Origin of the sequence: Deinococcus maricopensis DSM 21211 (genome assembly GCF_000186385.1) — a bacterium.
Classification (GTDB): Bacteria; Deinococcota; Deinococci; order Deinococcales; family Deinococcaceae; genus Deinococcus_B; species Deinococcus_B maricopensis.
In genome coordinates this window covers 657,329-681,864 of the sequence record NC_014958.1, presented here as the reverse complement: position 1 = coordinate 681,864, position 24,536 = coordinate 657,329, and the positions used below count along the sequence as shown (strand labels likewise).

The window sequence follows — 24,536 nt, the reverse complement described above, 5'->3', positions numbered from 1 at the left end:
AGCGTACCTGCATGCGGGCGGCGCGCGTGAGCGCCCTGCCGTGGCCGAACGGCACGCGCCGCACGGTCGCGTCCGCGCTGGCGGTGTTGTGCCTGTCGGAGTTCGTGCGGACCGGGCTGTACGCGTCGTTCCTGTACGCGTACGGTCCGCGGCACGGCATGAGTCTGTCGCTGGTGGCGCTCGCGTGGACGGTGCACTTCGGGGCGGACACCGTAGGGCGCGCGCTCGGCGGGCGGCTCGTGACGCAGTACGGTCTGGACCGCGTGGCGTTCGCCGGTGGGCTGCTGGGGCTGCTGGCCGTATGGCTGGTGCCGCAGGTGCCGGTGCCGTGGATGGTGCTGGTGCTGGCGGCGCTGCACGGCCTGGGCTTCAGCGCGCTGTGGCCGGGCACGCTGTCCACCGCGTCGCTGCGCGCGCAGGCGGGCGAGCAGGCGCGCGCCGTGGGGTTCGCGACGATGGCCGTCGCGCCGTTCACGGGCGTGGCGTTCCTGACGCTCGCGCCGCTCACGAAACTGCAGATGCACGGGGGCCTGCCCATCGCGTGGTTGACGCTGATGGTCATGCAGGGCCTGGCGACGCTGGCGGCCCTGGGTGCACCCCGTCACCTCGTGGTGGAGGCGCCGCCCGCGCCGGACGCGGCACTGCAGGCGCCGCCGCGCGTGCGCCGGACGCTGCTGTTCCTGCTGCCGGCCGCGGTCGTGCAGACGCTCGCGCTAACGCTGGTGGGGCCGCTGCTGCAGAGTGACGGGTTCAAGCATGACTCGGGCCTGTCCACGCTGGGCGTATGGGGGCTGCCAGCGCTGCTGGCGGTCGGCGGCGCGGCGGCGTACGGGCTGCTGAACTTCACGGGGCGCCTCGCGGACCGCCGCGACCCGCGGCTGGTGCTGATCGTGGGGCTGGTGCTGGCCGGGGCAGGCATGACGGCGCTGGCGCTGAAACCGCCGGTGTGGGCGTACTTCGCGATTGCCGCGCTGGTCGGCGTGGGGTACGCGGGCCTGGTGCCCGGCTGGGGCGGGCTGCTGACGCGCATGCTGCCGGAACGGGACCGCGCGACCGCGTGGGGCGCGGTGCTGAGCGCGGAGAACATCGGGACGGGTGTCGGGCCGCTGCTGGGCGCCGTCGCGTACGACCAGTTCGGCCTGAGCGGACCGTTCGTCGTGGCGAGCGTGCTGCTGTTCGGCGTGGCGTTGATGTACGTCCTGAGCCGCTTCCGGACGGCTACGTCCACCGCCTGAGCGGAGGCGTGGGCGGCCAGGGCAAGGGGCCCTGGTCGCCCACGCCTCCGCTTAGCGGCCCAGCAGGTCGAGGCTGATTTCGCGGGCGAGTTCCGGGAGGGCGCCGCCCTGCCCGATGCGGGCACGGCCGTCGCGGGCAGCGTCGGCGCGCGCGGCCGGGTGCGCGTGGAGGTGCTGCGCGGCCCGCGCGAGGGCGTGCGGATCAGGGCGGGTAAGCGTGAGGGCCGCGCCGAGCAGGCGGGCCTGACGGGCCGCGAAGGTCGGCGTGAACTGCGGCCCGCCCGTAACGAACGCGACCGAGGGCACGCCGAGGCCCGCGAGCTGTTCGGTGGCGGTGCCCGCGGTGGCGAGCGCGACGCGCGCGGCGCGCGCGACGCTGCCGAACGCGCCGCGCAGCACCTCCACGCGGGTGTGGCCGTGCTGGAGGGTCACGTGCGCGGCGCTCCGGTCGGCGCGGGTCCAGCCGTCCGGGATGGGCAGGGCGTCCAAGGGCGGCGCCCAGGCGACGAACGCCTGCAGGTCCGGGAGGTGCGTGGCGGCCGCGAGCATCACGGGGAGGCTGAGGGGCGCGTCGGCGCGCGACCCGGGTACGAGCGCCAGCACGGGCCGGCCATCCCGCAGGGGGGTGAGGTCAAGTTCGGGATCGGGCAGGACGTCCAGGGCGAAGCTGCCGAAGTGGCGGGCGCTCACGCCGCGCGCGAACAGGAAGCGGGCGCTGGCGGCGTCACGGGTGTACACCCGGCGGGCGCGGCGGGCCAGCGCGACCTCCCACGGCATGAACGCGTTCGCGCCGAGCGCGTTGAGTTCGCGGAGGTATGCGCGCACGGTCATGCCCTCGCCGTAGTGGACGCTGACGAGCGGCTGCACGTGGTACAGGGGCGCGGCGCCCGCGGCGAGACGCGCAACCATCAGGGCGTACGCGTCGCCAACGGCGATGACGCCGCGCGCGGCGTGCCCGGCGCGCCACCCGGCCGCCCACTGCCGCAGCGACGCGGAGATCAGTCCGGCACGCAGGTCCGCGCGGAGGTTCGCGGCGCTCCCGAACGGGAAGCCGCCGGACGGCAGCGCGAGGGCCGGGCCGACGCGTTCGGCGACGTCCGCGTACGCACCGCCCGCGCCGACGAGCGTGAGCGCCTGGACGTGCAGGCCACGTCCCCGGAGGTGGTGGGCGAGGCGCGCGCCGATCAGGTCTTCGGCGACGCCGTTGGAGACGATCAGCACCTGCGCGTCCGGCATGGCGGGCATCTTAGCGCACGGGAAGCGTGAGCCCGGGCGGGCCTGCGCGCGCGGCGCGGCGCTAGAGTGGTGCGGTGAAGAAGTACCTGGACCTCGTGAAGTTCGAGCATACGGTGTTCGCGTTGCCGTTTGCGTACGCGGGCATGCTGCTGGCGAGCCTGCAGTCGCGCGGGACGGGGTGGCCGGGCCTGGAGGTGCTGCTGTGGGTGACGCTCGCGATGGCGGGCGCGCGCACGGCGGCGATGGGCGCGAACCGCGTGATCGACGCGGCCATTGACGCGCGCAACCCGCGCACGGCGGGCCGGGAGATTCCCAGCGGGAAGGTCACGCCCGCGCAGGCGTGGGCGCTGGTGATCGTGAGCGTCGTCGTGATGGCGTTCGCGGCGTGGCAGCTCAACCCGCTGTGCCTGGTGCTGCTGCCGCTCGCGCTGGTGTTCCTGATCGGTTACCCGTACACGAAGCGGTTCACGTGGCTGTGTCACGCGTGGCTGGGCGTGACGGACGGCGCAGCGGCGGCGGGCGGGTGGATTGCGGTGACAGGGCATTTCGCGCCGGGCGCGTGGCTGCTGTGGGCGGTCGTGATTTTCTGGATGATCGGCCTGGACGTGATCTACGCGACCATGGATTACGCGTTTGACCGCGCGAACGGGATTCGCAGCATTCCGGCGCGCTTCGGGATTCCGCGGGGGCTGGGCATCGCGGCGGGCAGTCACGCGCTCACGTTCGCGCTGCTGGTCGCGACGGGCGTGGTGGTGGGCGCGAGCGCGCTGTATTACGTGGCGGTGCTGGTGATGGGCGGGATTCTGCTGTACGAGCACCGCCTGGTGAACCCGAACGACCTGACGCGCGCGAACGTGGCGTTCTTCGACGCGAACATGTGGCTGGCGCTGACGATGCTGGCGGGCGTGATCGCGGACGTGACGTACCGGACGCTCACCTGACGTGACGCACGCCGCCGGGTGGGAGGCGCTCGTGCCAGCCGCGGCGCGGGCGGCGTTCGCGGCGGGTGAGGAGCGCGCGGCCCTCGCACGCCTGCGCAACGCGCGGGACGCGCAGGTGCCGGGCTCGCCGGGGTGGGCGCTGCTGGAGCGGGCGGTTGGGGTGCTGCTGATTCACATGCTGCGGGAGGTGGAAGGCACCTTCGCGCTGGAGCGGGCGGACGCCGTGCTGGACGCGCACGGTTGGCCGCGTCCGGACCTGGAGACGCTGCTGGGCGGCGCCGCTCCCCTGCCCTGAGGCGTGGGGGCGCGGGCGTCCGGTACACTGCGCGGCATGACGCTTGAGTCCACTCCGGAAGAGTTCGCGGCGCGGTTCGCTGCGTTCGCGGCGCAGGGCGTGGTGTACCCGCAGCCGGAAGGCAGCCCGCTGCTGGAGTTCACGGCGGGCGGGCGGGTGCTGTACCTGTTTGACCGTTCCGGGCCGTACGCGGCCCGGCCGGGTCCTGCGCGCGTCGTCGTGCACGGCGTGGCGCGCCGCTGGGCGCTGTCGGACGCGCGGGAGGAGGCGCTCGGGGCGGTGGGCGTGTCGGCGGTGGAGGGGGTCGGGGTGGTGCTGAGCGTGGCCCGGCAGGTGCTGGTGGTGCAGGCGCGCCTGCCGCTGGTGCTGGGCGTGCTGGGCGGGGCGGCGGGCGTAAGCGTGGGTGACTGGGTGGCGTTCGAGACGGAGCCGCCGCTGCATGGGTTCCTGGCCGAAGGTGTGCCTGCACGGGGGACACCTGGCGGATGACAGGCGCCCGCGGGGCGTTTGTAAGAATTCTGTTAGAGGATTTGGTGTTGCGCGCCGCGGCATTTTAGACTAGGCAGGAGTTGCTCCGGCGACGCACCATGACGACCCTCCTCCTGCCTTCCTCCCCTGGTGCGCCCAGCGCCCGCCGCCCGGTCTGCGCCGTGGTGGTGGATCTGGCGGGCAGCACGTCCCTCGCGCACCGGCTGCCGCTGGAGCACTACACCGCCGTGATGGGCGAGCTGATGCAGGTGCTGTACCTGCACCTAGAGATGCTGCGCGGCCACGTGCTGCAGCACCAGGGGGACGCGGTCATCTGCCTGTGGGACATCGAGGACACGCCGTACGCGCTGGAAGCGGCCCTGACGGCGCACGCCCGTGCCGCGGACCTGAGTCTCGCCCGGCTGCTCGGCGAGCACCTGCAGCTGCGCTGCGGCGTGGCGTGCGGGGAGGTCATGATGGGCGTGATCGGCGGGATCGAGGCGGCGTACGGCCTGCCGGTGAACCTCGCGCGGCGTCTGTGCGATGCCGGGCAGCGCGGATGGACGCTGACGTGCGCGAACACGCCGCTGTACGCACCGCACGCGGAGCTCACGCCGTCCGATCCGCTGCCGCTGCGCGGTTTCCCGGAGCCGTGCCTGTCGTACCGGGCCAGCGCGAGTGGCGTGAGCGTGACCGGGTTGCAAAACTCATCTCACATGAAGATTGTCTGAGCCCATACGGTCCCTGCCGTTCACATGAGAGTGCGTAGTGACGTGCGGAAGCGCGTCCAGGCTCAAGTGAACAGCAGTTAAGTGAACGGGGGGTCTTCTCATGAGAAGCGTCCATAGACTGGGCAGCATGGAACGCAAGCCCCTGGTCCTCGTGATCGAGGATGAAAAAGATATTGCCCGCTTCATCGAACTGGAGCTCGCCGCCGAAGGCTACGCCACCGAAGTCGCCTTCGACGGCGTGACCGGCCTGAGCAAATTCCGCGAAGTCAACCCCGACCTCGTGATCCTCGACCTCATGCTCCCCGTCCTCGACGGCCTGGAGGTCGCCCGCCGCATCCGCAAGACCAGCAACACTCCCATTATCATCCTCACCGCCAAGGACAACATCCAGGACAAGGTCGAAGGCCTCGACAGCGGCGCCGACGACTACCTCGTCAAGCCCTTCAGCATCGAGGAACTGCTCGCCCGCGTGCGCGCGCACCTGCGCCGCGTGAACCCCGCCGTGACCGGCGAGGTGCGCGTCGCCGACCTCGTCATGAACCTCGACGGCCGCGAGATCTTCCGCGGGGGCCGCCGCGTGGAACTGAGCGCCAAGGAGTTCGAGCTGCTCGAACTGCTCGCCCGCAACCCCGGCAAGGTCTTCTCCCGCTTCGAGATCGAGGAGAAGGTCTGGCCGGAGTACACCGGCGGCAGCAACGTCGTGGACGTGTATATCGGCTACCTGCGCCGCAAGCTCGAGGAGGGCGGCGAGCGCCGCCTGATCCACACCGTGCGCGGCGTCGGCTACGTCCTGCGCGAGGAATAAAATGCGCGCGCCGGGCCGGGGCCAGGTGGCCTCGGCCCGCACGATATCGCGCGCGCCCCAGCGTTCCTGAGGGCCGCGCGGGGTGACCTTCAGACTCCGCGGCGCACCGCGCCCCCCGCTCTACACTGTGGGGCATGACCCTGCGCTGGCGACTCACGTTCTTCTACGCGACGCTGGTGACGACGCTGCTGGTGGTCCTGGGCGTCAGCCTCACCGGCGTGATGCAGCGCCGCCTGCTCGACAACGTCGACAGCGACCTGCTCGAAACGTACGGCCAGTTCATGCGCCTCAACGACCTGGCCAGCCAGCCCACCTACGGCCCGCCCAACGGCAACCCCTTCCAGCCGCTCGACGACCAGACGCGCCTGCAGCAGATCGGCGAGTCGTCCTTCCCCGCCACGCCCCTGCAGGTGGACCTCCTGATCGGCCAGAGCGTCGAATCGGTCCGGACGCTCCCGGTGGACCTGCTGCAGCAGATCGCGCGGCAGGGCCGGCAGCTGTGGCAGATCAACCCGGACCGCCCCATCGAGCTCACGGGGCCGCAATGGACGAAGCTGCAGCGCAGCCCGGAACGGAACCTGAAGTTCACGGCGGCGCTCCCCGCGCTGTATCAGCAGGCGGCGCGGCCTGTGCGGATTTTCGTGGCGCTCGGCGACTACTCCTACGCGCCGAGCGCCAGCCTCGGCAGCGGCAGCGAGAAGACCACCGCCGTCGTGTACGTCGCGCGCGACCTCACGAACGTCTACGAAACCATCGACAACCTGCGCCTGATCACCTTCGTGGTGTTCCTGATCGGCGCGCTCGGCGCGGGCGTCGGCGCGTACGTGTTCTCCGGGCAGGCGCTCAAGCCGCTGCGGCAGGTGCAGCAGGCCGCCGAAGGCATCGGCGGCCGCACCCTCGCGCAGCGCGTGCCGGAACCCGACACCGGCGACGAGGTGCAATCGCTCGCGCGCGCCCTGAACGGCATGCTCGACCGCCTCGAAGCCAGCTTCGAGGCGCAGCGGCGCTTCACGTCGGACGCCAGCCACGAACTGCGTACGCCGGTCACGGCCATCAGCGGGCACGCCGGGTACCTGCTGCGCCGCACGCAACCCACCGACCAGCAGCGCGAGAGCCTCGGCATCATCAAAAGCGAAGCGGACCGCCTGACCGGCCTGATCGGCAGCCTGCTGGAACTCGCGCGCAGCGACAGCGGCGTGCTGCAGCTGCGCCTGCAGCCGGTCCTGTCGTGCCTGTTCCTGCAGGACATCGCCCGTGAACTCCGGCCGCTCGCGCAGGCGCAGGGCGCGACGCTCACGCCCGAAGGCGAGGAGATTCCCTTCCAGGGCGACCCGGACCGCCTGCGGCAGGTGCTGATCAACCTCGTCTCGAACGCCCTGAAGGCCGGGTCGCACGCGATCACGCTGCGCAGCGCGCGCGACCCCAACCCGTCCGGGCCGCCCAGCGTGCGCCTGAGCGTACAGGATGACGGCCCCGGCATCGCGCCGGAACACCTCGGGCGGCTGTTCGACCGGTTCTACCGCGTGGAGGAGTCCCGTTCGCGTGATCAGGGCGGCGCGGGCCTGGGCCTCGCCATCGTGAAGAGCATCGTGGACGCGCACCACGGGCAGATCTGGGTGGAGAGCGAGGTGGGCGTCGGCACGACCGTGCACGTGCGCCTGCCCATCGGGAACGTCCCGGACCTGGACCCGGACGACGTCGCCTGAAACCCACCGGGGCCCGGCCACACGCGCCGGGCCCTACCGCGTGCGCAGTTCGTGGCGCGCCGCGTGCAGGCGCGCGCGTTCCTGCGCCGCGGCCTCGCGTTCGCCGCGCGCGTCGTGCAGGGCGGCGAGCTGCTCACGCGCGTCGAGGTCGTAGGGGTCGCCAGCGATCAGGGCGCGCAGTGCGTCGCGGCGCGCGTCGCTGCTGGCGGGACTGTGGGCGGCGAGCAGGCGGTACGCGTCTGTGAGGGTGCGTTCGGCATGCTCGCGTTCACGGGCCAGGTCCGCGGGGAGGTCCGGCAGGACCGCCGGCACCTCAGGGCCGCGCGGCAGGGCCGTCAGCAGGGCCGTCAGGTCCGCGCGGGCGACGGCGTCCTCGAGGTGGCGGGTGTCGACGCGCGCGGGGAAGCTGAGGGCCAGCACGCCCCGCTCGCCCTGCACGACGGGCGCGCCCAGCGCGGATCGCAGGTGGTACACGGCGGTCTGCAGGCTCGCGAGGGGGTTTTTGGCGTCCGGCCAGAAGCGGTCCGCGAGGGCCTCCCGCGGTTGCGGGTGGTCGGCGACGGCGAGCGCAACGAGCAGCGCTGCGCTCTTGCGTGTGGGGAAGTCCGCGAGGCGCAGCGTCTGCCCGGCGAACCGCACGGTGAGCGGCCCGAGCAGCGCCACGCTGATTGGGAACAGCGCGCGCAGCGCCGTGTCGGTGTGCGCGATGCCGGCGAGGCGCGTGGCGAGCGGGCCGCCCAGCAGCGTGGCGTACCCGTGCGTGCGGATGAGCGCGAGCGCCTCGTGCAGGTCGTCGCCGTCCGCGCGGTGCAGCAGCGCGAGCGCGAGTTCGTGGCGGGCGTCCGCGGCGCGGGCTTCCTGAATGGCGGCCGTGAGGTCGCCGTCGCCGAGCAGCGCCGCTTCGAGCCGCGCGCGCCAGCCGAGCGGGCGGGCGTCTGCGAGGGCCGCGCGGGCGGCGGCCTCGTCGCCGCGTTCGCGGTGCGTGCGGGCCAGCAGCAGGGCCACTTCGGCGCGCAGCGCGCGGTCTGCGGGCGCTGCGGCGCGCAGGGCGGCGAGGCGGCGCGCGGCGTCGTCATGGTCGTCGCGCAGCAGGGCGACGAGGGCGCGCCCGCGTTCCGCCCAGCCGTGCGTGTCGCGGCCTGCGGGCGTGTCGGCGCGCTCGAGGTGCTGCTCGGCGGCGCCCGGGTCGCCCAGCAGCGCGTGCACCTCCGCGAGGTTCACGCGCGCGAGCGCGGCGCTGGCGTGCGCGCCCTGCGCGTCCAGCAGCCGCAGGGCGCCTTCGTACGGCGTGAGCGCCTCGCGGAGCAGGCCGCGCGCGGTGAGCAGCGTGCCTAGCACCTCCAGGCTGCGCGCCTCGCGGGTGGCGTCCCCGGCCGCGCGGAAGGCGCCCACGGCGGCGCGCAGGCTGGCTTCGGCGTCAGCGTGGCGGCCCAGGCGCGTGAGCAGCCCGGCGCGGTTGTGCGCGGCCTCCCCGGCGACAACGCCGAGCGCGCCACGTTCCGCCTGTTCGAACGCGAGCAGCGCCTCGTCCGCACGGTCCAGCAGGGCCAGCACGACGCCGTGCGCGTTCAGCAGGGTGGGGCGCAGCCCGGCGCGGGCGCCGCGCCGGGCTGCGCGGTACAGGGCGTCAGCACCGTCGAGGTCGCCGGAAGCGCGGGCGAGCAGGCCCGCGAGGTACAGCCGGTCGGGGTGCTGGGCCCAGGCGGGCGGCAGGGGACGCAGGCGGGCGCGCAGGGCCGCTTCGCCGTCTTGCGCGCGGGCGTGCGCGGCGAGGAGGCGCAGGTAGGCCCGCCACGCGCCCGCGTGGGCGAGCGCGCCGAGGGCAGCGTCGGTGTGGCCGGCGTCGTGCAGGGCGCGGGCGATGCGTTCGGCGGTGCGCGCGGTCGCGGCGGGTGCGGCGAGGTGGCGCAGCAGCGTCGGCGCTCGCCAGCCGCCCGGGATGGGTGTGAGCCAGCCTCCGTCCACGAGGGCGCGCACGTCGTCAGCGCTGGTTCCCAGAAGGCGCGCCACGTCGGGCGTGACGAGCGGGGCGGGCGCGAGGCGCTCGAACGCCGAGCGCAGCGGCATGGGCGGCAGGAGCGGTCCGAGCAGGGCAGGCGCGAGGGGGTGCGCAGCGAGGTCCGTCGCCGGGTGGTCGGCGAGCGCCGCGGCGAGGGGGAGGGCCGCCGGCCAGCCTTCGGCCTGCGCGTGGCTGTCCGCGGCCTTGTCGGCGCTCAGGCCGGGCAGCGCGTTCGCCCAGTCCTCCAGGTGGTAGGTGAGGTCCGCTTCCTCCAGCAGCAGGGCTGCGCGCGGGTCTGCGTGGTTGCCGAGTGTTTCCAAGGCGCCGCGTGAGCGGGGCCACCAGACGGTCAGGCCGGTTTCGTCGCCCGTGAGGTCGCGGGTGACGGTGTACCCGTGCGCGGTGGCCCACTGGAGCAGCGCGTCCTGCGCGAACCCGACGCCGACGGGGGCAACCACCACGGTTGGCCGGACGGCCAGGCGGGCGCGCACCCGCGCGGGAAGCAAAACCATACATCAATCTAGGGCGCGTCCGGCGGTGATGCCAGCACGCCCTCATGAGCCTCCTGTCGTGGGGTGAAGGCGATATGGAAAGCCACGCGGTTTTCATGAGTTCGCCTCCCGTTAAGAGCACCTCACCTTGAGCGTCCCTGAAGGGAAGGAGACGATGTGAAGGCTTTGCGGTTTTTTTGAGAGGCGTTTGCTCTAATGCCGCTCATCAGGAGGAACATCATGAAGAAGACGTCCACCTTCGGGCTCGGTCTGACCCTGCTGCTCGCGGCGTGCAGCACCAGCACCCCTACCACCCCGTCCGGGACCGCCGCCGTCGCCGCGCAGACGACCAGCAGCACGACCTCCGCGTGCAGCGCCCTGTACGCCACCGCGCCCAGCGGCGTGCAGGTGGACAGCAACCTCCGGTACGGTCAGGTCGGCACGCTGATCCTGTCGTTCACGGACGACGTCACCAAAGGCCGCGCCATCGACTGGATGGACGCGCAACTCCCGGTGGACCTCGGGCGCGGCCTCGGCGCGCTGGAGAACCTCCCGATCATCGCCCTAAAAACGGTCGTCACGCCGCAACTCGTCGAGACGCTGCAGGCGAACCTGCCGGGCCTCGTGTCCGTGTACGCCGACGCGCCCCTGCACTACAACCTCGCGGAGAGCGTGAAGTACATCAAGGCGGACGCCGCGCGCGCCACGTACGGCGTGAACGGCAAGGGCGTGGGCGTCGCCATCATCGACAGCGGCCTGGACGGCCTGCACCCCGACCTGAAGAACGTCGGCAAGAACGTCAAGATCATTGGGCCGGTCACGGACGTCGGCGTGGGCGGCTACCTGTACGCGGACGTGCCGGACAGCGACACCAGCAGCGGGCACGGCACGCACGTCGCCAGCACCATCGGCGGGAGCGGCGCAGCGTCCGCCGGCAGCACGCGCATGCGCCAGGGGGTCGCGCCGGGCGCGACGCTGGTCGGCATCGGCGCCGGCGAGGGCCTCAGCATCCTGTACGCGCTGCAGGGCTTCGACTTCGCGCTCAAGCCGGACATCAAGGACACGTACAACATCCGCGTGATCAGCAACTCGTGGGGCAGCAGCGGCGAGTTCGCGCCGTACAACCCCATCAGCCTCGCCGCGAAACGCGCGTACGACCAGGGCGTCATCGTGACGTTCGCCGCCGGGAACGAGGGGCCGGACGCGAACACCCTCAACCCGTACAGCGCGAGCCCGTGCGTCATCAGTGTCGCTGCCGGCGACAAGAAGGGTTACCTCGCGGACTTCAGCAGCCGCGGCCGCGCCGGCGACGCGAACGTGCACCCGGACGTCACCGCGCCCGGCGTGGACATCAGCGCTGCGCGCGCCACGCTCGGCGCCGCCGCGACGACCGTGCCCGACACCGACAACCCGCTGTACGCGACCATCAGCGGCACCAGCATGGCCACCCCGCACATCAGCGGCGTCGTCGCGCTGATGCTCGAAGCGAACCCGAAGCTGAACCTCGACAGCGTCATGAGCATCTTCCAGAAGACCTCGCGGCCCATGTACTACACCGTCGCAGCGGACGACGGCCTGAACCCCAGTCAGGTCATCACGAAGAAACGCGAACTGTGGGAAGTCGGGTACGGGTACGTAGACGCGAACGCCGCCGTGCGCGAAGCGGCCCGCCTGAACCCCAACCGCACCACCGTCACGACGACGGCGCTGCCCGGCTGGAGCAGCACGGTCGCGACGAGCGCGTGCGCGCCGCTCGTGAACTGCGTGACGACCGCGCACGACGAGCACCTCCTGAACGTCCCGAGTGGCGCGTCAGCGCTGCGCGTCTCGACCGACTGGGGCAACCCCGCGTACGACCTGGACCTCGAGGTCTACAACCCGCAGGGCGTGCTGGTCGGCTCCAGCGCGCAAGGCACCAGCACCGGCGAGAGCGTCAGCATCCCGAACCCGGTGGCGGGCACCTGGAAGGTCGTCCTGAAAGGCTACCTGAACGCGCAGACCACCTACACGGGCACGGCCGCGATCGACAAGGTCACGCTCGTCCGTTAACCTCACCCTTCCACGAGACGCCCGCCCCCCTCCAGGCGGGCGTCAATTCGTGCCGCCCGGTACACTGGGGGGATGTTCAGCCTGCGCCGCCCCACGGCTGCGCGCGTCGCGGCGTTCCGCGCGCGTGCGGAGGCGGCGGGCTGGTCGTACGCTCCGGTGGGCGGCACGCGCGCCGGCGGGCCCGTGCGCGGGTACTTCCTGGACCGGCGTGAGGTGGTGCTCGGGCATGGCGAGGCGGTGTTCGCGCGGGCGCGGCGGGCCCTGCGGGGGTGGGCGCCGTTCGCGGGCGGGTGGCCGGCCCTGTGCGGGACGCCCGCGCCGGTGGCGCCGGGCGTGACCGTTGTGCTGCGGGTGCGGACGCTGGGCGTGTACAGCTTGGTGGCGAACCGGGTGGTGTACGTCGTGGATGAGCCGCGCCGGTTCGGGTTCGCGTACGGCGCGCTGCACGGGCACGTCGCGGCGGGCGAGGAGCTTTTCTCGGTGACGCACGGCGCGGACGACGCGGTACGGTTTTCGCTGCTGGCCTTTTCGCGGCCTCAGGCGACCCTAGCGTACTTGGGGGCGCCGGTGATGCGCGCCGTACAGCGCCGCGTGGGCCGCGCGTACGCGCGGGCGATGCTGAACGCGGTCCGGGCGCCCTGAGGGTCCATGCGGCCGGGCCCCCGCACGGCAACGCGCCGTGCGGGGGCCCGGCTGTTCCTCCGGACGTTGGTCGGGCGTTCAGTCGTGGCTGGTGCGCAGCCAGGCGGGCTGGGTGGGCACGACCACGGGCGCGGAGTGGTACATCTGGTCGAGCAGCACCACGGTCGGTGCGCGCAGCGGGCGGGCGTCGCTGACGACGGTCAGGCCGACGATCCCGAACACGGTGAGCACAGCAGACGCGAGGAGGGTGGAGCGGGCAGGCATGCCCTGACCTTACCGGGCGCGTCTTAAAACGTTCGCAAAAATGCGCAGTATCTCATGAGGAGTATAGGGCGAGGCTGCGGAAAAGCTCGTGCTGGTCGGGGTAAAGTCGACGCAGGCCCTGACCTTCATGGAGTCTTGAGCGTTGGTGGCGCTCATTTGCGCAGGCGGCGGGTCGCTTCTTCCGGGGTGATCTCGCCGCGTTCGAGCAGGGCGAGGGTTTCGTCGCGGGGGTCCTGGGGTTCCGGCTCGTACCCGATGGCGCGCAGCAGCGTGTCGAAACGTGCCCGGACGGTGGGGTAGCTGACGCCGAGGACGCGCTCGACTTCCTTGAGGTTGCCGCGCACCTTGATGTACAGGCGCAGGAACTCCAGGTTGTCCGGGGTGAGCGTGGCGAACTCGTTGAGGGTGAACTCGCCGCGCACGGTGGCGCCCGCATCACGGAACTCCAGCTCGGTGACGATAGGGGCGTCCTGCGCGCCGGGAAAGGGCAGGGGCAGCGGGCGGGGCATGCGGGCAGTGTAGCGCTGCGCGGGGGTCATGGCGGGAGGCGCGAGGCGAGGCCAGTGGGGCGGGCGGGCGAGGAGGGGTGCGGCATGGCTCGGCTCCTTTACTGGACCACGAGGCGCACTTCGGTGCCGTCGTCGAGGTTGGCGCTGAGAATCTCGCCGGGCGCCGGCTGGCTGCTGAGCAGCAGCGTGAGCGCGTGTTCGTTCAGGCCGGCGCGTTCGATGGCCCCGAGGGCGGCGGGCGGCAACAGGCGCGGCGCGTGTTCCGCAAGGGCCAGCGGGAGGTTCAGGCGGTAGTCGTTGCCGTGGCTGTCTTCCACCTCGACGCGCAGGGTCGTGCCGGGCCGTCCGGGCGTGCCGCGCTTGCCGCCTCGGCGGCCGTCAAGGGCGAAGTCGAGGGCGCCTTCGACGCTGGTGGTCACGCGGTCCACGAAGTCGTCGATGCCGTTCCAGCTGGGCGGTCCGGGCGGACGCGGCGGGCGACGGGCGCCGGGCAGGGCGCGGTCGGTGAGCAGGCCGGCGATGAGGTCCGGGCCGAAGTCGGGGGTGCGGGCGAGGGCGAGGACGTGTGTGACGGCGTCCCCTTCGGGCGCGAGGCGCGGGTGGAGGGCGCCGAGGAGCTGCGCGGCGTCCTCGTCGGCGAGTTTGCCGCTGGCGGCGAGGTCGAGGATCTTGCGGACGCGGCCGTGCAGGTGCTCGGTCATGCGCTCACCACTTTCAGGGCGCCACCGGCGACGGTGGCGGTGAGGGACGCGGCGCCGTCGCGCAGCGTGCCGGTGTGGGTGCTGGTGATGAAGTTGCCGCTTTTGGTGGTGGGGAAGTCGGCGCTGAAGCCGCCGGCGGTGATGCTGGCGTCCACGCGGACGCTGCTGCCGGGCTGCAGGTGCAGCTTGGCGCTGCCGCCGGCGACGCTGATGTGGTGGTCGCCTTCGTTCAGGCGCGGCGCCCATTGCAGGCTGCCGCCGCCGATCTGCGCGGTCAGCGGGTGCGCGTCGTGGAGGCGGACGCTGCCGCCGCCGACGGTGATGCGGGCGGGCCCGTGGGTGTTGTGCGCGGTGAGGCTGCCGCCGCCGACGCTGGCGATGAGGCTGCCGGTGTCGCGCAGGGTGGCGCTGCCGCCGCCGACGTCGACGGACACGTCGCCGGTCACGTCGGGGAGGTGCAGGCTGCCGCCGGCAACGCTGGCGCGCACGTGCCGGGGCGTGAACGGGAGGCGGAGGGTGGCGCGCAGGCCGCTGAGCACGCCAGGGCGCTGTTCGGTGCGTTCCACGAGCCAGCCTTGCGGGGTGGCGCACAGGCGCAGCAGGTGCGCGTGGGTGGCGGTGAGTTCCGGAACGGTGAGCGCGCTGTCGATGAGGACGTGCAGGCCGTAGCCGCTGAGGCGCAGGTGCAGGTCGTCGGGGGTGCCTTCGGCGTCGCCTTCGAGGGGAACGCGTTCGGGGTGGATGACGGCGACGGGTTCGGGGTGCGGGGCGTCCGGGGCGACCGGGGAGAGGGGTGGCAGTGGGGGGGTGGGGGCGTGGGGCGCAGCAGGGGTGCTGAGCAGGGCCTGGGCATCCTCGGGCGTGAGTTTGCCTTCGTCGATCAGGCGGCGGACGTGGGCGTTGAAGTCCTCGGGGGTGGTCATGGTGCCTCCTTCGTCACTAGTTGTAAACCCAGGTATCACAGATTGTCAAATATCATTTTCTATATATCAAGTTCAGCTTTCCAGATCGTCAGCTCGTCGGCCTGACTGAGCGGGCGGTATCCTGACGACATGACCGCCGAGGCCCTCACCGCCGCGCAGCGCACCGACCTGGAACTCATCGCGCGCGGCAAACAACAGAAAAGCCGCACCCTCCGTGAACGCGGCCTGCCCGAAACGCCCGAAGCTGCCCACGCGCTCCTGCTCCAGCTCGGCCTCTGGACCACCCACCACAACCCTCACCCCGAACGCGGCGGCGTCCAGCTCACCCCCCCGCAACATGATCTCCCGGACCTCCCCGACGAGGCCCGCACCGACCTCACGCACCTCACCGCCCTCGCCATCGACGACGACGGCAACCAAGACCCGGACGACGCCCTCAGCCTCGAAACCCTCCCGGACGGCACACGCCGCCTGTGGGTGCACGTCGCCGACGTCGCCGCCCTGATCCCCCCCGACAGCCCCGCCGACCTCGAAGCGCGCGCGCGCGGCGCCACCCTGTACCTCCCCGAAGGCACGGTGCCCATGCTGCCCCCCGCCGTCGTGGAACGCCTCGGCCTCGGTCTGCAGGACACCAGCCCCGCACTCAGCATCAGCATCGACTTTGAAGGGCACTGGGAACCCACCGTCGTGGACGTCGTCGCCACCACGGTGCGCGTCACGCGCCTCACGTACCGCGACGCGCAGGCCCGCCTCGACGCGGGCGACCCGCTCCTCGTGGACCTCGCCGCCCTCGCGGGCGCACACCGCACGTACCGTGAGGACGGCGGCGCCGTCACCATCACCCTCCCTGAAGTGAAAGTGACCGCGCAGGACGGCGACGTGCACATCACGCCCCTGCCGCCGCTCACCGCGCGCACCATCGTGCAGGAATGCATGATGCTCGCCGGGTGGGCCGCCGCCGTCTGGGCCGACGACCAGGAAGTGCCTCTCCCCTACGCCGCGCAGGACGCCCCGCACCGCGACGTGCGCGGCGACACCCTTGCCGCGCACTGGGCCCGCCGCAAGACGCTCGCGCGCACCCGCTTCCAGACGGCGCCCGCCGCGCACCGCGGCATGGGCCTCGACCTGTACGCGCAGGCCACCAGCCCCATGCGCCGCTACCTCGACCTCGTCGTGCACCAGCAGCTCCGCGCAGTCCTGCGCGGCGACGAGCCCCTCGCCGGGCGCGACATTGCCGCCCGCACCGCCGAGGCGAACATGAGCGCCGACGCCGTCCGCGCCGCCGAACGCGCCAGCCGCCGCCACTGGACCCTCAAGCACCTCGCCAACCACCCAGAACGCGTCTGGGACGCCGTCATCGTGGAGCGCCGCGGCCCGCAGGCCGTGGCGCTCATCCCCGACCTCGCCCTCGACACGACGCTGCACAGCGCCCACCCGGTCGGCACGCCCCTGCGCCTGCAGCTCGTGCAGGCGGACCTCCCGAACCTGCAGGCGCGCTTCCGCGAAGTGAACGCCTGAGCGCTGCCGGGCGCGCAACTCTGCACCCGCGCGCGCCCGGCAGCCGCCACAATGCGGCCATGCTGCTCCAACGAGGGGAAAAACGCCGCCTGGGCGATCTGGGCGTCACCACGACATTCACCGTGCAGTTCGACGCGGGCCTACGCGGCGCCGACGTGAGCGTGTTCGGCCTGGACGACGACCGCCAGCTGCGCGACGACCAGTACTTCGTGTTCTACAACCAGCCGCGCAGCCCGCACGGCGCGCTGACCACCACCGCGCAGCCCAGCAGCGCGGGCGGCACCTTCGAGGTCAACCTGGGCGCCCTCCCAGCGTCCATCACGCGCCTGATGTTCGTCGCCACGCACGACGACACGCCGTTCAGCGCCGCCGCGCAGGGCACCTGGACCCTCACGCACGCCGGCGGGACCGCCGCGCAGTACACGTACGCCGGCAGCGACTTCGGGGCGGAGCGTGCCGTGATGGTCGCGGAAGTCTACCGCCACAACGGCGAGTGGCGCGTGGCCGCCGTCGGGCAGGGCTTTGGCGGTGGCCTGCAGGCCCTGCTAGAGCACTTCGGCGGTCAGGCCGAGGAGGCCGCCCCGGCTCCCGCGCCCGCACCGGACACCCTGCCGGAACCGAGCGCCGAAAAGGTAAGCCTGCGCAAGCAGCAGGTCACGGCCGTGCTGCAACGCGCCGGCATCGAGCATGTCAAGGCGCGCGTGATGGTCGTGATGGACGCGTCCGGCAGCATGCGCGCCCTGTACCGGAACGGCGTCGTGCAGGACACCCTGGAGCGCCTGATTCCCGTGGCGCTGAAACTCGATGACAACGAGGCGATGGAGTTCTGGTACTACGCGGAGCGGTTCGCGCAGATGGGCGACCTCGATCAGCACAGCGTCGTCGGCCTGGTCGGCGACGTCATGCCGCAGAAGAACCCGCTCCTCCCGGCGCACGTGCACAGCATCGGCGGGGGGAACAACGAACCGCCCGTCATGGAGGACGTGTTGCGCCAGCACCGCGAAGCGCAGGCGGAGGACCGCGCGGCCGGCGTGGGAATCATGCCGACGCTGGTGCTGTTCCTCACGGACGGCGGCATCAGCGGCAGCAGCAAGAAGATCGCGCAGCTCATCAAAGGCAGCAGCAGCGAGCCGCTGTTCTGGCAGTTCATCGGCCTGGGCGACGCGAACTACGGCATCCTGCGGCAACTCGACACGCTGCAGGGCCGCGTGATTGACAACAGCGGCTTCTTCGCGGTGGACGACATCGCGCAGGTCACGGACGAGGTGCTGTACGACCGCATGCTCAGCGAGTTCGCGGGGTGGTGGAAGGCCTGGCAGCAGCTCCAGCCGCCGGCGGCGCCCACGCCGCGGCCCGCGCCCACCGCCGCCGTCAGCCTGCGCAAGAATGGCGCCGTGCAGCTCCAGAAGGCCGCCACGCTCCGCGCCGCGCTGGAATGGAAAGGCCAGGGGGACCTCGACCTGTACGCCTTTTACGTCCTCGCGGACGGCACCAGCGGCAAGGTGTACTACCGCGACCTGGGCCACAAGGACCGCGCGCCGTACATCACGCTGTCCGGTGACAGCCGCGTGCCCGGCCGGGAGGAGATCGTCATTCACCGCCCGGACGCGCTGCGGCACGTGCTGATCAGCGCGTACAGCGCCGTGGAGAACGGCCTCGGGTCGTTCGCGAGCTACCAGCCGCGCGCGGTCGTCACGGACGGCGGCGCGCAGCGCGTGGACGTGCCGGTCCTGAACCGCAACCACTTCAGCTTCTGGGTGGCGCTCGCCAGCATCGACTTCACCAGCCCCAGCGGCCCCACCATCCGGCACGTGGAGCGCTACTCACGCATCGGCACGGAACGCAGCCCCACCCTGAACGCCGACGGGACCTTCACCATGAACACCGGCCCGGTCGAGTTCAAAGGCCGCTGAGGACCGGGGGGCGCGGCGCCCTACTCCGGTTTGGCGCCGCGCTCCATCAGGCTCGCGAGGGCCTGCGGCGGCGTCCACGTGCCCGCCACGACGCGCGCGACCGCCCGCGTGATGGGCAGGTCGTGCCCGTGCGCCTGCGCCCAGTCGGCCAGCAGGCCCGCCGTGCGCACGCCCTCCGCGACCTTCCCGCCCTGCACCGGCGGCTCACCGCGCGCGATGGCCTCACCGGCCGCGCGGTTGCGGGAGTGCACGCTCGTGGCCGTGGCGATCAGGTCGCCCAGGCCGCTCAGGCCGTACAGGGTGTCGTCGTCGGCGCCGCTGGCGATCAGGTAACGGCCCATCTCGCGCAGGCCGCGCGTCAGGATCGCGGCCTTCGCGTTGTCTCCGAGGCGCAGGCCGTCCACGAGGCCGCCCGCGACGGCCATGACGTTCTTCAGGACGCCGCCCAGTTCCACGCCCACCACGTCCGCGCTCGTGTACACGCGGAAGGACGGCGTCATCAGGGCGCGCTGCACGTCCTGCGCGAACGCCGCGTCGCTGCTGGCCACGACGGTCGCGGCGGGCAGGCCGCGCGCGACCTCCTCGGCGTGGTTCGGGCCGCTCAGCACCGCCACGCGCGTGAACCCGAGCCGCGCCGCGAGCGTGGTGAGGCGCGCGCCGTCCTCCGCGAGGCCCTTGGCGCACAGGACCACGCCGAGGGTGCGCGGCAGGTTGCCCAGCAGCTCCTCCACGCCGCGCGATGGGACGACCACCAGCGCCCACGCGAAGGCGCTCACCACGCCCAGGTCCTCCGTGACGGTCACGGCGTCGGGCAGCGGCACGCCCGGCAGGTACGCGCGGTTCTCGCGCGCGCCGCGCAGTTCCGCCGCGAAGTCCGCGCGGCGCGCCCACAGCGTGGCGGGCGTGCCGTGCCGGGCGAGCATGACGGCCAGGGCCGTGCCCCAGCCGCCCGCGCCGAGCACCAGCACGCTCACGCGCCCGCTCCCTCCGGCGCCACACGCGCGAACACCCACACGCGCGTGGCGTCCAGCGCGGGCGGCGCGTAATCCGGGTACTCCACGAACGTCCACTCCGCGAACCCGGCTGCGGCGAGCAGCGGGTCGAGGTCCGCCTGGTCGTACCCGCGTTCGCGGTGCACTTCCACGAACTCGTCGCCTTCGACGCGCACGAACGCCTGCACGACGCCCAGTTCCGTATCCGGCTCGTAGTGGTGCGACCAGTGGTAGTGGACCTCGCGGCCGTCCGGCGTTTCGGTGAGGCCCTCGATGGTGTCGCCCTCCCACAGGTCGCGGACGCCCGCGCGGGTGTTCACGTCGAACGCGAGGTACCCGCCGGGCGCGAGGTGCGCGTGCGCCCGCGCGAGTGCGCGGCCCAGGTCAGCGGGGTCCGTGAGGTTGTTGAGGCTGTCGAAGATGCAGGTGATCAGCTCGAACGGGCCGTCCACCTGGAAGTCCCGCAGGTCGCCCTGCACGAACGTGAGGTGCGGGTGCCGTTCGCGCGCCACGCGCAGCATGTCCGCGCTGTAGTCCAGGCCAGTGACGTCCAGGCCGCGCGCGGCGAACGGCGCGCTGCTCGCGCCGGTGCCGCACGCGAGGTCGAGCAGGCGGCGCGGCGTGACGCCTTCGGCGCGCAGGTACGTGAGCACGAACTCCGCCCAGTCGTCGTACTCGATGTCGGCCATGATGGCGTCGTACACGCTGGCGAGGGCTGTAAAGGGGGGGCGCTGCACCCCTTCACTATACGGGCCATGAGGGCCGCGTCAGGAACCTCGCGGGCTTCACATGCGCGCGGCCACTACCGTGAAGGGTGAGTGAGAGGGGCCGTAACGCGCGGTTTTTGCGCGTGTCATGCGCCGCCCACTACATTGACGCTCAGGAGGTACCTCATGAAGAAGATGATGACCCTGGCCGCCGCGGCGACCGTGGCGCTCAGCAGCTGCAGCCTGCTCGGCAACCCCAACAACCCCGACGTGAGTGGCAAACTCACCGGCGGCTTCCCCGCCGACGGCAGCGTGCGCCTCGCCCTGGCGGGCCGCAGCCTGAACAACTTCACGACCGTGGACTCCAGCCCCACGCAGATCGTGGACGCCAAGATCCTGAACGGCTACACCCTTGACCTGCCCAGCAACCTCGCGGCGGGCGACTACACCGTCATCGCGTTCCTCGACGCAAACAAGGACGGCAAGTACAACGTCGGCGAGACCATCGTCAGCGACGACGGCGGCAAACGCCTGGTGTTCAAAACCGCGAACGATGCCAGCTACCGTCAGGGCTGGAACATCCGCCGCGCGGACGGCACCGTCCAGAACCAGCCGCTCACCGGCTACGACCTGACCTACAAGAGCAACTGAGCGTCCGGACGCGTCAAAGGGCCGCCCCAAGGGCGGCCCTTTCCTGACGGGTTACTCGGCGGGGCCGTACTTGCGGTCGGCGGGCAGGGGCGCACCTTCGTGCGCGGCGCGCGCGACCTGCAGCGCGAGCGGGAAGTCCACGGCGGCGTACCAGCCCTCCTCGAGGCGCCCGCCGGCGTCGCGGTACACGCACAGGACGGGGCCGTGGCTGCACGCGCCGAGGCAGCCGCTGCTGGTGAGGCGGACGCTGCCGCCGCGCTTGTAGTACGCGAGGCCGTCGCGTTCCAGGGCGTTCCACAGGGCGCGGTGCAGCAGGGCGCTGCCGCGGCTGGCGCAGTTGGTGTGCTGACACACCAGCAGGTGCGCGTTCGTGCGGAAGTACTTGGCGGTCACGCGCTCCAGGGTAGCGCGCGCGTTACCCTGCGAGGGTGACGGAAGCGGCGAAGGCGGCGTGGCGAACGCGGGTGCGGGCAGAGCGATCGGCACTGCCGGACGTGAGCGGCGCGGTGACGGCGCACCTGCGCGCGTTCCTGCGAGCGCGGGGAGCGCGGGTGGTGCTCGCGTACCGGGCGCTGCCCGGCGAGGTGGACGTGGGGGACCTCGCGGACGCGTTCGAGCTGCTCACCACGCGCGCGCGCTGGCGGCCCGCGCCGCACCTGACGCTGCACCCGTGGGCAACCGCAACGGAACGCAGCCGGTTCGGGGCTCTGCAGCCCCCGGCAGACGCGCCCCGCGTGGACCGCGCGCGCGTGGACGCGGTGCTGCTGCCCGCACTCGCCTTCGACGAAGTGGGGTTCCGGCTGGGGTACGGCGGCGGCTTCTATGACCGGCTCCTCGCGGGCTGGGCGGTGCCGACCGTGGGCGTCACGCCGGAGGCGCTGGTGCTGCCGGACGTGCCACGCGCGGCGCATGACGTGCCAGTGGCGTTCCTCGCGACCGAACGGGGCGTGCGGCGCGTGAAGGGCCGTTAAGCGGGACGCAGGGCGGCTCGCACGTGCCCGCGGCACACTGGAGGGCATGGCGAGTCGTTCCCCACGTGCGCGCGGCACCCGCGTTGATGGCCAGTCGGTGCTGACCCTGATTCTGGCGGGCGGCCAGGGGAAACGCATGGGCGTGCTCACCGAGGACCGCGCGAAGCCGGTGATGCCGTTCGGCGGTACGTACCACCTGATTGATTTCGCGCTCAGCAACTGCGTGAACAGCGGCCTGTCGGACGTGTGGGTCGTGGAAGAGTACGAACTGCACTCCCTGAACGATCACCTGCGCAACGGGCGCCCCTGGGACCTAGACCGCACGCACGGGGGGCTGCAGGTGCTGCCGCCGTACACGGGCGGCGACGAGGAGGGCGGCTTCGCGCGCGGGAACGCGCACGCGCTGTGGCTGCAGCGGCAGCTGATCGAGGAGTTCGACCCGGACGTGCTGCTGGTGCTGAGTGCCGATCACGTGTACGCGCTGGATTACGGCGAGGTGATCCGCGCGCACGTGGCGCGCGCGGCGCAGCTCACGATGGTGACGGTGCCGGTCCCGCCGGGCGAGCGCGCGTCCCGGTTCGGGAACGTGGTGGTCGGCGAGGACGGGCGCGTGCGGCAGTTCGCGTACAAGCCGGATAAGCCGATCTCGGACACGGTCACGACGGAGGTGTTCGCGTACGACGCGCGGGCGTTGCTGGCAGCCCTGCAGGCCCTCGCGGAGGACGGTGGCGCGGAGGCGCTGGGGGATTTCGGGGAGCGGCTGGTGCCGCACTTCGTCGAGGGGGGCGGGGCGTACGCGTGGGCGTTCGACGGGTACTGGCGGGACGTGGGCCTGCCGGACGCGTACTGGCGCGCGCACATGGACCTGCTCGACCGGCAGTCGGTGGTGCTGGACCGCCCGGACTGGCCGATCCTCACGGCAGGCATTCCGCGCACGCCCGCGCGCATCGAGGATGGCGCCGTGGTGCGGGGCAGCATCCTGTCGTACGGGTGCGAGGTGGCGGGCACCGTGGAGCGCAGCGTACTCGCGCCGGGCGTGATCGTGGAGGCGGGCGCGACAGTGCGCGGCAGCGTGTTGCTGCGCGACGTGACGGTGCGGGCGGGCGCGACCGTGGAACGCGCCATCGTGGACAATGACGCGTGCATCGGAGCGGGCGCGCGGGTAGGCGCGGCGCAGGGGGACCTGGTCGTGGTGGGCGAGGGGGCGTCCGTGGCGGACGGCGCGGTCATCGCGGCCGGCGAGCAGGTCGCGCCCACCGGCACCTGAGCGTCCCCACGCCCGGGCGGCTCGGTATGCTGCGCGGATGACCGGAACAGTGGTGCTGATCGGCGGGGGGCTCCCCGCGCGCGGGGAGACGGCGCACGTGGAGCGGGTGTGGACGGCATGGCTGCCCGCTCCGCGGGTGGCGGTGGTGCCGACGGCGTCGTGGGGGCGTCCGGACCTGACGGGGTTCGTGGAGGACCTGATCGCGTACCTTGCCGGGTTCGGCGTGGAGGCGTTCCTGCTGCCGGTCGGCACGCACGACGACGCGGACGACCCCGCTGTGCTGCGCGCGCTGGACGGCGTGGGCGGCGTGTACGTGCTGGGTGGGGACACCCGGACGCTGGCGGACGCGCTGCGCGGGTCGGCACTGCTGAGGCGCGTGCGCGCGCTCGTGGAGGGCGGGGGCGTGTTTGTGGGCGTCAGCGCGGGCGCCATTCTCGCCGGGGTGGACGGCGTGGACGATCAGGGGCGCAACGTGGACGGCTGGCACTTGTGGCCGGGCCGGGCGTGGCCGCATGCGGATCAGCCGGACTTCGCGTTCATGGGCGCGCGCCTGCGGGGCCGTGACCACGTGAAGCTCCGCGACGGCGACGCGGGCGTGTGGCGTGACGGGGAGCTGCGGCTGCTGCCACGCCCCGGGCGGCACCGTGCGGGCGTACTGGTCGTCCGCGCGGCCTCGGGGCCGCTACCGGACGTCACGCAGCCGGTGTCGCCGGCGGAGCGCGCGGCGTTGGAGGTACTGCTGCTGGAACGTCACAGCCCGTACCGGCGCGGCGCGTACTACATCGTGCCGGGCGGTGGACTGGAGGCCGGGGAGGTGCCGGAGGCCGCCGCGGTCCGCGAGGCCCACGAGGAACTGTCACTGGACGTCACGCTGGTGCGCCTCGCGGCGCGGGTGCACGTGCCGGATCTGGCGCGCACGGAACACTACTTCCTGGCGACCGCGAGCGGCGAGGCGGCCCTGCACCCGGACAGCCCGGAAGCGGCGCGGGCGAGCGCGCGGAACACGTACGCATTCCGGTGGGTGCCGGTGACGGCCCTGCCGGACCTGCCAGTGTTCCCGGCGGCGCTGCGAGCCCTGGATGAAGCACTCGCGCGCGGGGAGGTGCTGGAGGCGCAGGCAGAGCCGCTGAGCTGAGCGGCTCTGTCCAGCCGGTGGTGCGCAGGGCCCCCAAGCCCGCGTGGAGCGCGTCACCACTGGAACGCGCGGTAGAAGCCTGGCCCGGACGTGGGCGTTCCGTTCAGCAAGCACCTGCGCCTCCGTGATGCCCGTCGCCTCGGCAGCGTCAGCAGTCCAGCCACCCATCCGGGTCAGGCAGGGCGCGGAGGTGCGCACAGAGCCGCCCGAAGTCCGCGGCGTTGCGGGTGAGTATTGAGGGCGGGCAGATGCTCCATGGACGCCCGGATGGTGTCCAGCGGCGCGCCGCCGCGAACGTTCGGCGACGCGCACGGTGCACAGTTCCGGAATTCACATGGCCACGCGGTCGGGCATGTGCCCGGGCGTGGGGAGCAGGAGCACCTGGAG

Annotated in this window: 24 protein-coding genes; 15 read left to right on the top strand and 9 right to left on the bottom strand. The window is 72.6% G+C overall.

What is annotated here, in order from left to right; translation table 11 throughout:
• Positions 1-11 precede the first annotated feature (11 nt).
• The gene (locus DEIMA_RS18150) at positions 12-1,235 is read left to right on the top strand and encodes an MFS transporter (protein WP_013555756.1); all 1,224 of its coding nucleotides are present in this window, start codon (positions 12-14) and stop codon (positions 1,233-1,235) included.
• A gap of 51 nt (positions 1,236-1,286) precedes the next feature.
• Here DEIMA_RS18150 and DEIMA_RS02995 read toward each other — a convergent pair whose 3' ends face one another.
• Positions 1,287-2,471 (bottom strand): lipid-A-disaccharide synthase-related protein, encoded by a 1,185-nt coding sequence (locus DEIMA_RS02995; RefSeq protein ID WP_245528343.1) that lies wholly within the window; start codon positions 2,469-2,471, stop codon positions 1,287-1,289.
• A gap of 74 nt (positions 2,472-2,545) precedes the next feature.
• Here DEIMA_RS02995 and mqnP point away from each other — a divergent pair, with 74 nt between their 5' ends.
• The 6 genes from mqnP to DEIMA_RS02965 all read left to right on the top strand — a co-directional run bounded on the left by mqnP (position 2,546) and on the right by DEIMA_RS02965 (position 7,417).
• Positions 2,546-3,412, top strand: a complete 867-nt coding sequence (gene mqnP / locus DEIMA_RS02990; RefSeq protein WP_013555754.1) for a menaquinone biosynthesis prenyltransferase MqnP — start codon at positions 2,546-2,548, stop codon at positions 3,410-3,412.
• A 1-nt stretch (position 3,413) separates the two neighbouring features.
• Positions 3,414-3,707: a hypothetical protein gene (locus tag DEIMA_RS02985; RefSeq protein ID WP_148234884.1), complete on the top strand. Its 294-nt coding sequence runs from the start codon at positions 3,414-3,416 to the stop codon at positions 3,705-3,707.
• A gap of 36 nt (positions 3,708-3,743) precedes the next feature.
• Positions 3,744-4,196, top strand: a complete 453-nt coding sequence (locus DEIMA_RS02980) for a hypothetical protein (protein ID WP_013555752.1) — start codon at positions 3,744-3,746, stop codon at positions 4,194-4,196.
• Positions 4,197-4,294: 98 nt separating this feature from the next.
• Positions 4,295-4,906 carry an adenylate/guanylate cyclase domain-containing protein gene (locus DEIMA_RS02975; RefSeq protein WP_013555751.1) on the top strand — a complete coding sequence of 204 codons (612 nt, stop codon included), beginning with the start codon at positions 4,295-4,297 and terminating at the stop codon, positions 4,904-4,906.
• A gap of 127 nt (positions 4,907-5,033) precedes the next feature.
• Positions 5,034-5,711 (top strand): response regulator transcription factor, encoded by a 678-nt coding sequence (locus tag DEIMA_RS02970; protein ID WP_013555750.1) that lies wholly within the window; start codon positions 5,034-5,036, stop codon positions 5,709-5,711.
• A 134-nt stretch (positions 5,712-5,845) separates the two neighbouring features.
• The gene (locus DEIMA_RS02965; RefSeq protein ID WP_013555749.1) at positions 5,846-7,417 is read left to right on the top strand and encodes a sensor histidine kinase; all 1,572 of its coding nucleotides are present in this window, start codon (positions 5,846-5,848) and stop codon (positions 7,415-7,417) included.
• Positions 7,418-7,450: 33 nt separating this feature from the next.
• On the opposite strand, the gene DEIMA_RS02960 is transcribed toward DEIMA_RS02965, so the two are convergent.
• Positions 7,451-9,928, bottom strand: coding sequence for a tetratricopeptide repeat protein (locus DEIMA_RS02960; protein ID WP_013555748.1), 2,478 nt, complete (start codon positions 9,926-9,928; stop codon positions 7,451-7,453).
• 219 nt (positions 9,929-10,147) lie between these two features.
• Between DEIMA_RS02960 and DEIMA_RS02955 the strand changes: the two genes are divergently transcribed.
• Positions 10,148-11,956, top strand: a complete 1,809-nt coding sequence (locus DEIMA_RS02955) for a S8 family serine peptidase (RefSeq protein WP_013555747.1) — start codon at positions 10,148-10,150, stop codon at positions 11,954-11,956.
• A 72-nt stretch (positions 11,957-12,028) separates the two neighbouring features.
• Positions 12,029-12,598 (top strand): DUF1990 domain-containing protein, encoded by a 570-nt coding sequence (locus DEIMA_RS02950; RefSeq protein ID WP_013555746.1) that lies wholly within the window; start codon positions 12,029-12,031, stop codon positions 12,596-12,598.
• A 78-nt stretch (positions 12,599-12,676) separates the two neighbouring features.
• Here the strand turns inward: DEIMA_RS02950 and DEIMA_RS02945 are convergent, their stop codons facing one another.
• The 4 genes from DEIMA_RS02945 to DEIMA_RS02930 form a co-directional block, all read right to left on the bottom strand.
• Positions 12,677-12,862, bottom strand: a complete 186-nt coding sequence (locus DEIMA_RS02945; protein WP_013555745.1) for a hypothetical protein — start codon at positions 12,860-12,862, stop codon at positions 12,677-12,679.
• 152 nt (positions 12,863-13,014) lie between these two features.
• Positions 13,015-13,371 (bottom strand): DUF2089 domain-containing protein, encoded by a 357-nt coding sequence (locus tag DEIMA_RS02940; RefSeq protein ID WP_043816408.1) that lies wholly within the window; start codon positions 13,369-13,371, stop codon positions 13,015-13,017.
• Positions 13,372-13,469: 98 nt separating this feature from the next.
• Complete coding sequence (locus DEIMA_RS18145) at positions 13,470-14,072, bottom strand: hypothetical protein (RefSeq protein ID WP_013555743.1); 603 nt, start codon at positions 14,070-14,072, stop codon at positions 13,470-13,472.
• The gene (locus tag DEIMA_RS02930) at positions 14,069-14,995 is read right to left on the bottom strand and encodes a DUF4097 family beta strand repeat-containing protein (protein ID WP_013555742.1); all 927 of its coding nucleotides are present in this window, start codon (positions 14,993-14,995) and stop codon (positions 14,069-14,071) included. Before DEIMA_RS02930 ends, DEIMA_RS18145 begins: the two co-directional genes overlap by 4 nt.
• A 129-nt stretch (positions 14,996-15,124) precedes the next feature.
• Between DEIMA_RS02930 and DEIMA_RS02925 the strand changes: the two genes are divergently transcribed.
• Positions 15,125-16,513: an RNB domain-containing ribonuclease gene (locus DEIMA_RS02925; protein WP_013555741.1), complete on the top strand. Its 1,389-nt coding sequence runs from the start codon at positions 15,125-15,127 to the stop codon at positions 16,511-16,513.
• 59 nt (positions 16,514-16,572) lie between these two features.
• On the top strand, positions 16,573-18,426 hold the full coding sequence (locus tag DEIMA_RS02920; RefSeq protein ID WP_013555740.1) for a VWA domain-containing protein: 1,854 nt from the start codon (positions 16,573-16,575) through the stop codon (positions 18,424-18,426).
• Positions 18,427-18,446: 20 nt separating this feature from the next.
• Here the strand turns inward: DEIMA_RS02920 and DEIMA_RS02915 are convergent, their stop codons facing one another.
• Together DEIMA_RS02915 and DEIMA_RS02910 are read right to left on the bottom strand one after the other, a co-directional pair.
• A complete protein-coding gene (locus DEIMA_RS02915; protein ID WP_013555739.1) occupies positions 18,447-19,400 on the bottom strand; it encodes an NAD(P)H-dependent glycerol-3-phosphate dehydrogenase in 954 nt (317 codons plus the stop codon).
• Entirely contained in the window at positions 19,397-20,155 is a 759-nt protein-coding gene (locus DEIMA_RS02910) for a class I SAM-dependent DNA methyltransferase (protein WP_013555738.1), read from the bottom strand. The genes DEIMA_RS02915 and DEIMA_RS02910 overlap by 4 nt, the downstream gene beginning before the upstream one ends.
• 156 nt (positions 20,156-20,311) lie before the next feature.
• On the opposite strand from DEIMA_RS02910, the gene DEIMA_RS02905 reads away from it, so the two are divergent.
• A complete protein-coding gene (locus tag DEIMA_RS02905) occupies positions 20,312-20,776 on the top strand; it encodes a hypothetical protein (RefSeq protein ID WP_013555737.1) in 465 nt (154 codons plus the stop codon).
• A 51-nt stretch (positions 20,777-20,827) separates the two neighbouring features.
• Here the strand turns inward: DEIMA_RS02905 and DEIMA_RS02900 are convergent, their stop codons facing one another.
• Positions 20,828-21,169: a (2Fe-2S) ferredoxin domain-containing protein gene (locus DEIMA_RS02900; RefSeq protein WP_013555736.1), complete on the bottom strand. Its 342-nt coding sequence runs from the start codon at positions 21,167-21,169 to the stop codon at positions 20,828-20,830.
• Between the two features lie 35 nt (positions 21,170-21,204).
• Between DEIMA_RS02900 and DEIMA_RS02895 the strand changes: the two genes are divergently transcribed.
• From DEIMA_RS02895 to DEIMA_RS17500, 3 genes are read left to right on the top strand one after another with little or no spacing between them, the layout of a single operon-like run.
• Positions 21,205-21,747 carry a 5-formyltetrahydrofolate cyclo-ligase gene (locus tag DEIMA_RS02895; RefSeq protein WP_013555735.1) on the top strand — a complete coding sequence of 181 codons (543 nt, stop codon included), beginning with the start codon at positions 21,205-21,207 and terminating at the stop codon, positions 21,745-21,747.
• A 46-nt stretch (positions 21,748-21,793) separates the two neighbouring features.
• Positions 21,794-23,014: a glucose-1-phosphate adenylyltransferase family protein gene (locus DEIMA_RS02890; RefSeq protein ID WP_013555734.1), complete on the top strand. Its 1,221-nt coding sequence runs from the start codon at positions 21,794-21,796 to the stop codon at positions 23,012-23,014.
• 37 nt (positions 23,015-23,051) lie between these two features.
• Positions 23,052-24,149 carry an NUDIX domain-containing protein gene (locus DEIMA_RS17500; protein WP_013555733.1) on the top strand — a complete coding sequence of 366 codons (1,098 nt, stop codon included), beginning with the start codon at positions 23,052-23,054 and terminating at the stop codon, positions 24,147-24,149.
• Positions 24,150-24,536: the final 387 nt, after the last annotated feature.